Source organism: Nonomuraea sp. NPDC050547 (assembly GCF_044457345.1).
In the GTDB taxonomy this organism is placed as follows: Bacteria; Actinomycetota; Actinomycetes; order Streptosporangiales; family Streptosporangiaceae; genus Nonomuraea.
This window is the reverse complement of record NZ_JBITGW010000001.1, coordinates 561,201-574,959: the sequence shown is the minus strand read 5'-3', so window position 1 is coordinate 574,959 and position 13,759 is coordinate 561,201. Positions and strand designations below refer to the sequence as shown.

General features: G+C 71.6%; 11 protein-coding genes. All 11 read right to left on the bottom strand.

Features of this window, described 5'->3' with window-relative positions; translation table 11 throughout:
• Positions 1-59 precede the first annotated feature (59 nt).
• On the bottom strand, positions 60-563 hold the full coding sequence (locus ACIBHY_RS02675) for a cell division protein SepF (RefSeq protein ID WP_397101592.1): 504 nt from the start codon (positions 561-563) through the stop codon (positions 60-62).
• Between the two features lie 117 nt (positions 564-680).
• A complete protein-coding gene (locus ACIBHY_RS02670) occupies positions 681-1,376 on the bottom strand; it encodes a YggS family pyridoxal phosphate-dependent enzyme (RefSeq protein ID WP_397246182.1) in 696 nt (231 codons plus the stop codon).
• Positions 1,377-1,704: 328 nt separating this feature from the next.
• The gene (gene ftsZ, locus ACIBHY_RS02665) at positions 1,705-3,138 is read right to left on the bottom strand and encodes a cell division protein FtsZ (protein WP_397246179.1); all 1,434 of its coding nucleotides are present in this window, start codon (positions 3,136-3,138) and stop codon (positions 1,705-1,707) included.
• A 764-nt stretch (positions 3,139-3,902) separates the two neighbouring features.
• The gene (locus tag ACIBHY_RS02660; protein ID WP_397246177.1) at positions 3,903-4,565 is read right to left on the bottom strand and encodes a cell division protein FtsQ/DivIB; all 663 of its coding nucleotides are present in this window, start codon (positions 4,563-4,565) and stop codon (positions 3,903-3,905) included.
• A complete protein-coding gene (gene murC / locus ACIBHY_RS02655) occupies positions 4,562-5,965 on the bottom strand; it encodes a UDP-N-acetylmuramate--L-alanine ligase (protein WP_397246175.1) in 1,404 nt (467 codons plus the stop codon). Before murC ends, ACIBHY_RS02660 begins: the two co-directional genes overlap by 4 nt.
• On the bottom strand, positions 5,962-7,038 hold the full coding sequence (gene murG / locus ACIBHY_RS02650; RefSeq protein ID WP_397246172.1) for an undecaprenyldiphospho-muramoylpentapeptide beta-N-acetylglucosaminyltransferase: 1,077 nt from the start codon (positions 7,036-7,038) through the stop codon (positions 5,962-5,964). Before murG ends, murC begins: the two co-directional genes overlap by 4 nt.
• A gap of 13 nt (positions 7,039-7,051) precedes the next feature.
• On the bottom strand, positions 7,052-8,341 hold the full coding sequence (gene ftsW, locus ACIBHY_RS02645; RefSeq protein WP_397101582.1) for a putative lipid II flippase FtsW: 1,290 nt from the start codon (positions 8,339-8,341) through the stop codon (positions 7,052-7,054).
• On the bottom strand, positions 8,338-9,714 hold the full coding sequence (gene murD / locus ACIBHY_RS02640; RefSeq protein ID WP_397305725.1) for a UDP-N-acetylmuramoyl-L-alanine--D-glutamate ligase: 1,377 nt from the start codon (positions 9,712-9,714) through the stop codon (positions 8,338-8,340). The genes ftsW and murD overlap by 4 nt, the downstream gene beginning before the upstream one ends.
• The gene (mraY, locus tag ACIBHY_RS02635; RefSeq protein WP_184960705.1) at positions 9,711-10,769 is read right to left on the bottom strand and encodes a phospho-N-acetylmuramoyl-pentapeptide-transferase; all 1,059 of its coding nucleotides are present in this window, start codon (positions 10,767-10,769) and stop codon (positions 9,711-9,713) included. The genes murD and mraY overlap by 4 nt, the downstream gene beginning before the upstream one ends.
• Entirely contained in the window at positions 10,766-12,214 is a 1,449-nt protein-coding gene (murF, locus tag ACIBHY_RS02630) for a UDP-N-acetylmuramoyl-tripeptide--D-alanyl-D-alanine ligase (RefSeq protein ID WP_397246167.1), read from the bottom strand. Before murF ends, mraY begins: the two co-directional genes overlap by 4 nt.
• Positions 12,211-13,731 (bottom strand): UDP-N-acetylmuramoyl-L-alanyl-D-glutamate--2,6-diaminopimelate ligase, encoded by a 1,521-nt coding sequence (locus ACIBHY_RS02625; RefSeq protein ID WP_397305724.1) that lies wholly within the window; start codon positions 13,729-13,731, stop codon positions 12,211-12,213. Before ACIBHY_RS02625 ends, murF begins: the two co-directional genes overlap by 4 nt.
• Positions 13,732-13,759 lie beyond the last annotated feature (28 nt).

The window sequence follows — 13,759 nt, the reverse complement described above, 5'->3', positions numbered from 1 at the left end:
ATGAGCCCTCCCGTCGGTCTCGGTGAGACCAGGTTGGGTCCGATAGACATACAGAGACTCTAACTCTGGTTGAAGAATCCGCGTTCCGCGATTCGAGCCTTGTCCTCGGCGGTCACCTCGACATTGGCAGGGGACAACAGGAACACCTTGTTGGTAACACGTTCAATGCTGCCATGTAGGCCAAAGACCAGACCTGCCGCGAAATCCACTAGCCGCTTGGCGTCGCTGTCAACCATTTCAGTCAAGTTCATGATGACCGGGGTACCGTCCCGGAAGTGCTCTCCGATCGTACGCGCCTCGTTGTACGTGCGCGGATGGAGTGTGGTGATCCTCGCGAGGTCGGTGGTACGCCGCTCCAGAACCGTCGTCGAGGGCCTCGGCGCGGGTACGCCGGGGTCGGTCTCGTCGTCGCGGTCCTGGACCGTGACGGCCCGCTCCTCACCGGTCCGCGGCGACTCCTCCTCGTACGGAGGGTCGTAGTCCGCGTAGGCCTCGTACCTCTCGTAACGGTCGTCCTCCACGAGACCGAGGTAGACCGCCATCTTGCGCATCGCGCCGGCCATACTACGTCGTCCTCCTGCTCATGGTCGCACTCGCTCGGGCGGGGACCCGAGGCGGTAGCCGTACCCCCTTGGAGCTCACCGCGGATCGACCTCTACTAAGACCCACTTGAGGGGACATTACCTGACGAAGGGCTTGCGGCGACCGAGCAACGCCGTACCGACCCGCACGTGTGTCGCGCCGTGAGCGACAGCCTCGGACAAATCCCCACTCATCCCCGCGGACACCATGGCCGCGCCCGGATGGCGCGACTGAAGCGCGAGCGCGATCTCCCGCAGCCTGCCGAACGCCTTGCCCGGATCCTCCCCCAGCGGCGCCACCGCCATCACCCCGCCCAGCCGCAGACTGTCGGCCGCCGCGATCACGTCGGCCAGCGCGGGCACGTCGGCGGGCAGCGCGCCGCCGCGTTCCGGGTCGTCGTCGAGCGCCACCTGGACCAGGCACGTCACCTCACGCCCCGCCCGGACGGCCTCCTTCGAGATGGCCCTGGCCAGCCGCTCGCGGTCGACGGAGTGGATCACGTCCGCGTACCCGACCACCGACCTGACCTTGTTCGTCTGCAACTGCCCCACGAAGTGCCAGGTCAACGGCAGATCGGCGCATGCGGCGGCCTTGCCCGCGGCTTCCTGGTCGCGGTTCTCGCCGACGTCGTGGACACCCAGCTCGGCGAGGATCCGCACGTCGTCGGCGGGGTAGGTCTTGGTGATCGCGATCAGCGTCACCTCCGCCCGGTCCCTGCCGGCGGCGCGGCACGCCCGCGCGATCCGCTCCTCCACCTCGCCCAGCCGCTCGCCGATCTCCGCCTTGCGCGTCACTGCACACCTTTCTCCCTGTACGGCAGGCCGCCGTCACCAGGAGGCCTGCGGTAAGAACGCTACTCCAGGGCAGGGTGGGGCCTCGCACGTGAGTTCGATCACTCTGCGCCCACGGCGGCATGTCGCCGGCGGAAGAGCACCGGTCCGGATGTGGGCGGAACCCGGCAGCAGGGCATCCCCGCCCTGGGTCACCGGGTCCGGCGGCGGAGCATCCTCGCCGCAGGCCGGCGGGAACCGGCATCAAGACGTCTCCCGCCGTGGGACGGCGGGGCGGTGGACAGCAGAGCGCCCGCGCCGGTTGCGGCGCGGGCGCACAGTGAAGCTGCGGCTACTTGAGGAAGTCCGGGACGTCCAGTTCCTCTTCCTGCTCCTCGAAGACCACCGGACGGCGCTTGGCCGGCTCCGACATCCGGGAGTTGATCGGTGTCGGCGGGTTCGGGGGCTCGGGGGCCGGGCGGGGGATGGAGACCGGGGCGGGCGGCTCCTCCGCGACCGGCTCCACCGCGGGAGCCACCTGGGCGGCGGCGGGCGCCGACTGCGCGGGCGCCGGTTCCGGCGTGTGATGCTCGGCCGCGCGGACGGGCTCGGGCCTGGGCTCGGGCCGCTGGTCGGGGCGCATCGGCTCGGCGCGCAGCTGCGAGTAGGGGACCGAATCCGCGCGTACGGGCTCGGGACGGGCGGGCTCCGCGCGCGGCGGCGCCACCGGCTCGGCCTTCACGCTCGGCGCCTGGACGCCGCTCGGGCGCACCGGGGCCGAGGCCTGGGCGGCGGTGGCCGACGAGGCGGCCGGCCGTACGGCGGCCGGAGGCAGCTTGGGCACCTCGTCGAAGCCGGCGGCGATGACGGTGACCCGCACCTCGTCGCCGAGCGCGTCGTCGATGACCGTGCCGAAGATGATGTTGGCGTCCGGCGCGGCGGCCATGGACACCAGCTGAGCGGCCTCGTTGATCTCGAACAGGCCCAGGTCGGAGCCGCCCGCGATGGACAGCAGCACCCCGTGGGCGCCGTCGATCGACGCCTCGAGCAGCGGGCTGGATACCGCCATCTCGGCCGCCGCCACGGAACGGTCGTCACCGCGCGCATGCCCTATCCCCATGAGGGCCGAGCCGGCGCCGGACATGACGGATTTCACATCCGCGAAGTCCAGGTTGATCAGACCGGGCGTGGTGATCAGATCCGTGATGCCCTGGACACCGGACAGCAGCACCTGGTCGGCCGCCTTGAAGGCGTCCAGAACACTGACCTGGCGGTCGGAGATCGACAGCAGGCGGTCGTTCGGGATCACGATCAGGGTGTCGACCTCGTCGCGCAGCGTCTCGATGCCGGCTTCGGCCTGCGAGGCCCTGCGCCGCCCTTCGAAGCTGAACGGCCTGGTCACCACACCTATCGTCAGCGCGCCAAGTGACCTGGCGATGTTGGCCACCACGGGCGCGCCACCGGTGCCGGTGCCGCCGCCTTCGCCCGCCGTGACGAAGACCATGTCGGCGCCCTTGAGCACCTCTTCGATCTCTTCACGGTGGTCTTCGGCCGCCTTGCGCCCCACATCGGGGTTGGCGCCCGCGCCAAGTCCGCGCGTGAGCTCACGGCCCACGTCCAGTTTCACGTCGGCGTCACTCATCAGCAGCGCCTGGGCGTCGGTGTTTATCGCGATGAACTCGACGCCCTTGAGTCCCTCTTCGATCATCCGGTTGACGGCGTTGACTCCGCCGCCGCCGATGCCGACGACCTTGATGACCGCGAGGTAGTTCTGCGGTGCTGCCACGACGAGGGGCCTTTCCGCTCGTTGACTTGCCATTTCGGTGCGGATTGTTCTCCGCCATTTCTCACTTCGGGTAACTCTCAACCTCAGGTTGAGATTTAGATTTATGTCAACCTGAGGATTGATACGGACAGTAGGAGTTACGCTCCGGGCGGGTCAACTAACCGCGCCGCAAGCACGTCCGGCGTGTCGCGGGCTGTCCGATTCGTTCCCGTGTCATGCCTGGCCGGGCTCCCGTCCGGGATACAGACTCTCACGCTCCACCCCCCGGATCGGACAGGCTCCACCCATTCTCCTCCCAAACCCTCACCACCCCAAGCCACCGCGGCCTGCCCTGGAACTACCACGCACCGGGCAATACATGTGTTAACCCACTCCCACCCCAGCTCACGCCCCTCATCAAGGGGCAGGGCAGCCCCTTGGGCCACCCTCGCGGAGGACACCCGCCAAGGGCCATCCGGCGAACCGCACAGCCACCACCGAGGCAAGGGCGCCGGGCCACCCGGAAGACGCCACCAGGCGAGACAGGCAAGGCAAGTGGCGGAGAGCGGGGAAGGGTGCGCCGGGGCGGCCGGCGCGGCGGGAGGGCGGGTGCCAGGCGGGAGGGTAGCTCCTGGCAAGCCGTCGGCCCCATGACCGGGGCCGTGACGGCGGGGGCCACGTCCGACGTGAGAAGCGATCCCGCCGACCTGCGCCAGGGCAAGTCGGCGGGTGACGTCAGCCCGGCTTGCCGTAACGGAGAACAAGCACGACGCAACGAGGGCGCATCACTTGAGAGTGACCACGTCCGGCGAGCTGACGTCGTACACGTCCGCCTTGCGGGACAGGAGGGAGAGCAGCACGGCCGCCTTGTCCTCGCCACGGTCGGTGCCGCCCCACACCACGGTCCGCCCGTCGTTGAGACCGAACGTGATCCCCTCGGCCGACGACGCCCGCACCGTCCTCACCTTCCCCGACAACGTGTCCGGCAGGGTGCTGACGACCTTGAGCGCCGCCAGCGTCACGGGGTCGGTCGGGCTGGGCCGGGCCATGTGCAGCACCGGCAGGTCAGGCGGCCCGACGGCGCGGATCTCGGTCACGACGCCCTGCTTGTCGACGAGCGCCGCCTTCCCGCCCACGGGCAGCACGGCGACCGGCTCGCGTTCGGCGACGGTGATCTCCAGCGTGGACGGCCACACCCGCGCGGCCTTCACGGTCGCGAGCTGCCGGATGCCCAGCACGCGGCTCTCGACCGAGGCCAGGTCGACGGTGGCCAGCGGGTGCAGGGCGGCGATCGCGGCCTGCTGCTCGATCTGGTCGGCGGGAACTGTGAGATTCCCCACGATCTCGACATTTCGCACGCCGAGGACAGGTGAGTAGAAAACCAGCCATACCGCCGTGCCCACGACCCCGGCGGTCAGCAGCCCGATGAAGGCGGTCCGTGCCCTCACCGGGTGGACAGCTCCGCGACGATCTGCGGCCCGAGCTCGGTGACGTCGCCCGCGCCCATGGTCAGGACGATGTCGCCCTGCCGCGCCTTGTCCGCCACCAGCGCGGGCACGGCGGCCTTGTCGGGCGCGTAGTCGACGTGGGATTCGGGCAGGTCCACCCGCTCGGCGACCATGGCCCCGGACACCCCGGGCTCGGGATCCTCGCGGGCGCCGTAGACGTCCAGGACGATCGCGCGGTCGGCCAGGCCGAGCGCCGCGCCGAACTCGTCGGCGAAGAACCGGGTACGCGAGTACAGGTGCGGCTGGAAGACCGCGATGACCCGGCCGTCACCCGAGTAGGAGGCGACCACGTCGCGGGCGGCCCGCAGGTCGGCGGCCAGCTCGGTGGGGTGGTGGGCGTAGCTGTCGAAGACCGCCACGCCGCCCGCCTCGCCCTTGGCCTCGAAGCGCCGCTTGGCCCCCGTGAAGGCCGCCAGACCGTCCCTGATCTCCTCGAACGGCAGGCCCAGGGCATCGGCCACGGCCACCACCGCGGTGGCGTTGAGCGCGTTGTGCGCCCCGGGAACGGCCAGCCTGACCTCGCCGCGCCCCTCGATCGTGAAGCGCGTGCCGAACCCGTCGGGCCGCACCCCGGTGACGCGGTAGTCGTCGGACTCGGTGCCGTAGGTCCTGACCCGCAGCCCGCGCCTGGCGGCCACCTCGGCCAGCGCCGCCGACCCCGGGTCGTCGGCGCAGATGACCAGCAGCGAGCCGACCCGTTCCACGAAGCGGTTGAAGCTGTCGTACACGGCCCGCGGGTCCCCGTAGTTGTCGAGATGGTCCGCCTCGACGTTCGTCACCAGCGCGATGTCCGGCGCCAGCATCAGGAACGACCCGTCGCTCTCGTCGGCCTCGGCCACGAACACGTCGCCGTTGCCCTCGTCCGCGCCGAGCCCGGTGGTGACCAGTTGCCCGCCCACGCAGTAGGACGGGTCGGCCCCGCTCTTCTGCAGCGCCACGGTCAGCATCGAGGTCGTGGTGGTCTTGCCGTGGGTGCCGGCGATGGCCACGGCGGTGCGCCCGGCCATCACCGAGGCGAGCGCGGCGGCCCGCGGGATGACCCGCACCCCGCGCTTGAGCGCCTCCCCCAGCTCGGGGTTGGAGTCGCGGATGGCGGTGGAGACCACGACGGTGTCGGCGTCCTTGACATGAGAGGCGGCGTGCCCGATGTGCACGGTCGCGCCGAGCTCGCGCAGCTCGTTCACCAGGTCGGAGCCGCGGGCGTCGCTGCCGGTCACGCGTACGCCGCGCTTGAGCAGGATGCGGGCGATGCCCGACATCCCGGCGCCGCCGATGCCGATGAAGTGGACCCTCCCCAGGTCCTCGGCGGCGACCGGATCGACCAGCTTCACGAGACTCATTGGGCTATCTCCAACACTTTCCTGGCCAGCGTGATGTCCGCGTCCTTGCGCCCCAGTCTGACCGCGGCCTCGGACATGACGGCGACGCGTTCGGGGTCCCGCAGGATGGGCAGCACGTTCCGGATGATCCAATCAGGTGACAAATCGGCATCGTCGATGAGCAGCCCCCCGCCGCCGCCGGCGATGCGTTCGGCGTTGATCCGCTGCTCGCCGTTGCCGTGGGGCAGCGGCACGTACGCCGCGGGCAGGCCGACCGCGGTCAGCTCCGCGCAGGTGAGCGCGCCGCTGCGGCACAGGGCCAGGTCGGCGGCGGCGTAGGCGAGGTCCATGCGGTCGAGGTAGGGCAGCAGCACGTACTGCGGGTCGCCCGGCGGAGGCTCGCGCTCGACGGTGTTCTTGGGGCCGACGACGTGCAGCACCTGCACCCCCGCCGAGCGCAGGGCCGGCGAGGCGGCCAGCGCGGCCTGGTTGATCGAGCGGGCGCCCTGGGAGCCGCCGAAGACGAGCAGCGTCGGCCGGTCGGTCTGCAGGCCGAACCAGGAGCGCGCCTTGTCGCCCATCGACAGCCGGTCGAGCTGGACGATCTCGCGCCGCAGCGGCGTGCCGATGTACTCGGCCTTGGCCAGCACGCAGTCGGGGTGCCCGGTGAAGACGTGGTCGGTGAGCTTGGCGCCCAGCCGGTTGGCCAGGCCGGGGCGCGGGTTCGCCTCGTGCACGACGATGGGCACGCCGCGCCGCTTGGCCGCCAGGTACGCGGGCGTGGCCACGTACCCGCCGAAGCCCACGAGCACGTCGGCCCGCACCCGGTCGAGGACCGCGGCCGCGGCGTTGACCGCTCCGGCCAGACGGCCCGGCATGGTCAGCAGCTGCGGGGTGATCGCCCTGGGCAGGGGTACGGCGGGCACGAGCTCCAGCTCATACCCCCGGCCGGGCACCAGCCGGGTCTCCAGGCCGCGGTCGGTGCCCATGCAGGTGATGCCGATGCCCGGGTCCAGCCCGCGCAGCGTGTCCGCTAGGGCGAGAGCGGGCTCGATGTGCCCGGCCGTCCCGCCACCGGCGAGGACCACCCTCATGATCGGTCACTCCCTAACGTCTCGCTCGGCCCCTGCTCGTTCTTCCCCCCAGGCCAAGCCAGCTTAGAGCCCGAGCGGCCGGTCCGGGGCCACGAGCGGCCAGCGCCTCGCGCGCGCCGGGTTCCTGTTTGGCGAACGACAGGAGCATCCCGAGCGCGGCCAGCGTCGGCAGCAGGGCCGAGCCGCCGTAGGAGACCAGCGGCAACGGGATGCCGGTGATCGGCAGCACGCCGATCACCGCGCCCATGTTGACGATGGCCTGGCCGCAGATCCAGGCCACGACCGCGGCGGCGGCGAGCCTGATGAACGGGTCCTTGACCCGTCCCGCCACCCGCAGCCCGGCGTACCCGAGCAGGCCGAACAGCGCGACGACGACGAGCGTGCCCATGAGGCCGAGCTCCTCGCCGAGGATGGCGAAGATGAAGTCGCTCTCGCCGTGCGGCAGCCAGCTCCACTTCTGCCGGCTGGACCCGAGCCCCAGCCCGAACCAGCCGCCGGAGCCCATCGCGATCTGCCCCTGGACGGCCTGGTACCCGGCGCCCTGCGCCTCGGCCCACGGGTCGAGGAAGGCGCCGATGCGGGCCATGCGGTACGGCTCGACCTTGATCATGATGACCGCGGCCAGCACCGCCACGCCGAGGATGCCGCCGAACAGCTTCAGCGGCGCCCCCACCACCCACAGCAGCGACAGGAAGATCATCATGAGCACGAGCGTGGTGCCGAGGTCGCGCCCGAGCATGACCATGACGGCCAGGATCGCGGTGCCCGGCATCAGCGGGATGAGCATCTGCCGCCACTCGATCCGCCCGGCGCGCGCCCGGCGGGCCAGCATGTCGGCGCCCCACAGCGCCAGGCCGAGCTTGGCCGGCTCCGACGGCTGGACGGTCAGCGGCCCGATGTAGATCCACCGCTGCGCGCCCAGCTCGGAGGAGCCGATGAACAGCACCATGACCAGCGCGATGATCGACAGCACCATGAGCGGGTAGCCCGCCCAGCGGAAGAACTTGTGCGGCAGCCGCGAGCACACGTACATGACCGGCACGCCGATCGCCGCCGACAGCGACTGCTTGATGAACCACGAGAAGGGGCTGCCGGTCTTGTTCAGCGCCTCGATGCTGGAGGCCGACAGCACCATCATGAGCCCGAGGATCAGCAGCAGCGCGCTGCAGCCGATGATCAGGTAGTAGGTGGTCAGCGGCTTGCCGAGCAGCTCGCGCAGCGCGCCCATCTGCTCGCGCGCCCACACCGACGGCCCCTCGACGGCGCCGCTCTTGCGGGGCCGCTCGTCCGTGGTCGCGCTCACGTCCGCGGCTCCCGGCGCAGGCCGTGCTCGTGTACGGCTCGCGCGAAGGCCTCCCCCCGCGCCGGGTAGTTGGCGAACATGTCGAGCGAGGCGCCCGCGGGCGCCAGCAACACGGTGTCTCCGGGGGAGGCGAGCGCTGCGGCTTCGGTGACGACGCGGTCCATCACCCCAGTGTCTTGGTCGGCGATGTCCACCACGGGGACATTCGGCGCGTGTCGCGACATCGCTTCGGCGATCCTGGCGCGGTCCACGCCGAGCAGCACGGCTCCGCGCAGCCTCGGCGCGGCCTTGCGGACGAGGTCCTCGACGTCGGCGCCCTTGAGCTGGCCGCCGGCCACCCAGACGACCGACGGGTAGGCGGCCAGGGCCGCGGCGGCGGCGTGCGGGTTGGTGGCCTTGGAGTCGTCCACGTAGTCGACCTCGGCGACCCGCTCGACGAACGCCATGCGGTGCGGGTCGGGCACGAAGTCCCGCAGGCCCTGCCGTACCGCCCCGGCCGGTACGCCGTGCGCGCGGGCCAGAGCGGCGGCGGCCAGGGCGTTGGCCACGTTGTGCGGCGCGAACGGGTGCACGTCGGCCAGGTTCGCGAGCTCCTCGGCGGCGTGCACGGGGTCGGGGCAGAAGGCCCGGTCGACGATGAGGTCCTCCACCACGCCGATCTCGCCCGCCCTCGGCACCCGCAGCGTGAACCCCACCGCGCCCGGGTACGGCGCCGCCAGCTCGGCCGCGATCGGGTCGTCGGCGTTGTAGACCACGGTCGCCGCCCGCTCGAAGATCCTGGCCTTGGCGGCGGCGTACTCCTCCAGCGAGCCGTGCCAGTCGAGGTGGTCGGGGGCCACGTTGAGCAGCGCGGCCGCCTTGGGCGCCAGCGATCCCGACCAGTGCAGCTGGAAGCTGGACAATTCCACGGCCAGCACGTCGTACGGCTCGGCGACGGCCTCCACGACCGGCACGCCGACGTTCCCGACGGCCAGCGCCTTCTCCCCCGCCGCCAGCAGCATCGAGGTGAGCATGCGCACGGCGGTGGTCTTGCCGTTGGTGCCGGTCAGGGCCAGCCAGGGGGCCGCCCGCTCCGGGCGCAGCCGCCAGGCCAGCTCGACCTCGCCCACGACCTCGACGCCGGCCGCGAGCGCGGCGGCGATCAGCGGGTGGTGGGGCGCCCAGCCGGTGGTGACCAGCCGGGTGGCCTCCCCGGGCAGTTCCATGGGGCCGAAGCGCACCTCGACGCCCAGGCGGGCCAGCTCGGCGGCGGCCAGCCGCTGGCGCTCCCCCTCGGCCGCCTCCAGGACGACGACCCGCTCGCCCCGCTCGGCCAGCACCCGGGCGGCGGCCGTACCGGAGACTCCGAGCCCCGCGACACACGTCAACGTCATGGGCGCGGCATCCACTCCACGTAGAACAGTCCGAGTCCCACGGCCGCGCACAACCCGGCGATCAGCCAGAAGCGGACCACGATCGTGGTCTCCGCCCAGCCCTTCAGCTCGAAGTGGTGCTGCAGCGGCGCCATGCGGAAGACCCGTTTACCGGTCATCTTGAAGAACCCGACCTGGATGATCACCGACATCGTGATGATCACGCAGAGGCCAGCCAGGATGATCAGCAGGAGCTGGGTGCGGGTGGCGATCGCCAGCCCGGCCAGCACGCCGCCCAGCGCCAGCGACCCGGTGTCGCCCATGAAGATCTTGGCCGGCGGGGCGTTCCACCACAGGAACCCGATCAGCGAGCCCAGCACCGCCGCCGCCACCACCGCCAGGTCGAGCGGGTCGCGCACCCAGTAGCAGTTGGGCCCGAGCTGGTCGATGCAGTTGTTGCGCAGCTGCCAGTTGCCGATCAGCACGTACGCGCCCAGCACCACGGCGGTCGCGCCGCTGGCCAGGCCGTCGAGACCGTCGGTGAGGTTCACCGCGTTGGAGAACCCGACGATCATGATGAGCACCCAGATGGTGAACCCGACCAGGCCGATCGACGGCCCGAAGTCCCGCAGGAACGACAGCCGGGTCTCGGCGGGCGTGATGCCGTACACGTTGGCCTGCTGGGTCACCAGCACCGCGAAGACGGCGCCGACGATCAGCTGGCCCAGCGCCTTGGCGCCCGAGCGCAGGCCGAGGCTGCGCTGCTTGTAGATCTTGATGAAGTCGTCGAGGAAGCCGACCGCGCCGAGCCCGGTCATCAGGAACAGCACCAGCAGGCCCGAGATCGTCGGCGACTCGAACGTGACCAGGTGCGAGGCGCCGTAGGCCAGCAGGGAGGCCAGCACGAACACCACGCCGCCCATCGTGGGCGTGCCCTTCTTGCTCAGGTGCGCCTGGACGCCGTCCTCGCGGACCTCCTGTCCGTAGCCCCGCCTGGCGAACAGGCGGATGGCGAGGGGGGTGCCGAGCATCGACAGGATCAATCCCACCGCGCCGGCGATGATGATGTTGGTCACCGCGCGCTCCCGAGTACACGCTCGGCCGTGCGTTCGAGCCCCATCGCCCGCGGGCCCTTGACCAGCACCGCGTCACCGGGCAACAGCCACGAAGCGAGCTCCTGCGCCGCCGCCTCCGCGTCGGCCACGTGCACGATCCGCGTGCCCTGCTGTGGGTACGGCCCCGCCGGCGGCGCGCCCGGTGGCGGCGCCCCCTGGACCGCCGCCACCTGGCTGGAGGCGGCGAACGCGCCCTCCAGCACCGGCCCGGCGTCGGGCCCAGCCACGATCAGCCCGGCCAGGCCGGCGCTTCCCGCCAGGCGGCCCAGTTCCTCGTTGAGCGTGGCGCTGTCCTCGCCGAGCTCGCGCAGCGCGGCGATGACGGCGAAGCGGCGCCGCCCGCCGCCGACCACGCCGAGCGCCTCGAAGGCGGCCCGCATGGAGTCGGGGTTGGCGTTGTAGGCGTCGTTGATCACGGTCACGCCGTCGTGGCGGTCGGTGACCTCCATGCGCCAGCGGCTGCGGGGCTCGGCCTCCGACAGTTCCTCGGCGATCGTGGCCACCGGCAGCCCGAGCTCGTAGCCCGCCGCCGCCGCGGCCAGCGCGTTGTCGACGGCGTGCCCGCCGTACAGCCGCAGCCGCACGTAGGCGACGCCGGACGGCGTGCGCAGCCGGAAGGAGGCGCGGCCACGCTCGTCGACGGTCACCTCCTCGGCGCGGATGGCGGCTTCCTCGCCGCGGCCGAAGAACGTGACGCGAGCGTCGGTGCGCCCGGCCATGTCGCGCACCAGCGGGTCGTCGGAGTTGAGCACGGCCACGCCGGTGGCGGGCAGCGCCTCGACGAGTTCGCCCTTGGCCTTGGCGATGGCGTCCTTGCCGCCGAAGACGCCGAGGTGGGCGGTGCCGACGTTGAGCACCACGCCGATGCTGGGCGGCGCGATGGCGGCCAGGTGGGCGATGTGCCCGGCGTCGCGGGCGCTCAGCTCCAGCACCAGGAAGCGGGTGTCGAGGTCGGCCTTCAGGACGGTCAGCGGGTGGCCGATCTCGTTGTTGAACGAGCCGACCGGCGCGATCGTGGGCCCGATGCGGCCGGTCAGGCGGGCCAGCAGGTCCTTGGTGGTGGTCTTGCCGGCCGAGCCGGTCACACCGAGCACGGTCGCCTGCGGCAGCGAGCCGGCCACCGCGGTGGCCAGGGCTGCCAGAGCCGCGGCCACGTCGGGGACGATCACCGTGGGCGCCTCGACCGGACGGCTGGCCAGCACGGCCACCGCGCCCGCGCGCACCGCCTGGACGGCGTACTCGTGCCCGTCGACGTTGGCGCCCCGGAAGGCGGCGAACAACGATCCCGGCTCGACCTGCCGCGAGTCGATCACGACGGGGCCGCGCACCACGGCCCGAGGGTCGGCCATGCCCGACAGAGCGCCCGAGGTGAGCTCGGCGATCCTGGCCAGTGGCAACGGGATCATTGGTAAACCTTCCTGTGGATCGCTTCGGCGACCACCTCGCGGTCGTCGAAGGGGATCACTTCGCCTGAGACGTACTGGCCCTGCTCGTGGCCCTTGCCCGCCACGACGATCACGTCGCCGCGCCCGGCCCGGCGCACTGCCAGGTCGATCGCCGCCGCGCGGTCGGGCTCAATGATCACATGAGCGCGCTCATGCTGGGGAACGCCGAGCGCCCCCTCCATCATCGCGGCAAGAATATGGAGAGGATCCTCTGTGCGTGGATTGTCGCTGGTGAAAATGGCCACATCCGCGAGGCGCGCCGCAGCTTCTCCCATCATGGGCCTTTTGCCCCTATCGCGGTCGCCGCCGCAGCCGAGCACGATGGTGAGCCTGCCAGAAGTCACCTGGCGCAGCGAATGGAGCACCGACTCGACGGCACCGGGCTTGTGGGAGTAGTCGACCACGGCCTGGAAGTCGTCCTCGGACGTCGTCACCCGCTCCATGCGGCCGGGAACGCCCTTCAGCGTGCCCACGCCGTGCACCGCGGCCTGGAGCGGCACGCCCGCCTCCACGAGCGTCACGATCGCGCCCAGCGCGTTGGCGACGTTGAACGAGCCCGGCAGCGCCACCTGGGCGTCGGCCTCGACGCCGCCGGGGCCCACGACGCGGAAGGAGCTGCCGTCGGCGCCCAGCCGTACGTCGAGCGCCCGCCAGTCGGCCTCCGGGTCACCCGTGGGTGAGAACGTCGTCATCGGGATCTTGGCCACCGTCAGGAGCTCGCGCCCGTGGAGGTCGTCCAGGTTCGTCACGCCGGCCCGGCTCAGCTCCGGCTGGAACAGCCTGACCTTGGTGGCGAAGTAGTCGTCCAGGTCGCGGTGGAAGTCGAGATGGTCCTGCGACAGGTTCGTGAACAGGGCCACGTCGTAGAAGATGCCGTCGATGCGGCCCAGCGCCAGCGCGTGGCTGGAGACCTCCATCACCGCCGAGGAGACGCCCTGCTCGCGCATGAAGGCGAACAGCCCGTGCAACTCCGAGGCCTCCGGCGTGGTCAGCCGCGACTCGAAGCGCACCTCGCCCGCCCGGATCTCCACGCCGCCGATCAGGCCCGTCGTGTGGCCCGCGGCGCGCAGCCCGGCCTCCAGCAGGAACGTGGTCGTGGACTTGCCGCTCGTGCCGGTCACGCCGATGACCGACAGGTCGTGGGACGGCTGGCCGTACACCCAGGAGGAGAGCTGCCCGAGCAGGCCGCGAGGTTCCGGCACGACCAGCACCGGCAACCCGGTCGCGACCGCGGCGTCGCGGCCGGCCGGATCGGTGAGGACGGCGACCGCGCCGCGGGCCATGGCCTCGGCGGCGAAGCTCGCCCCGTGGGCGTGGCTGCCGGGAAGCGCGACGTAGAGGTCTCCGCGCCGCACCTGGCGGGAGTCGATGGTGACGCCGGTGATCGCGGCATGCGGCGAACGCGCCGTGCCGGAATCGGCGTCGAGCATGGTGGCCAGGCCGGTCAGCGGGCGCGGCGGGCTGGTCGTGGGACGCATAGACGACGGGGGACGCACGGCGAGAGCG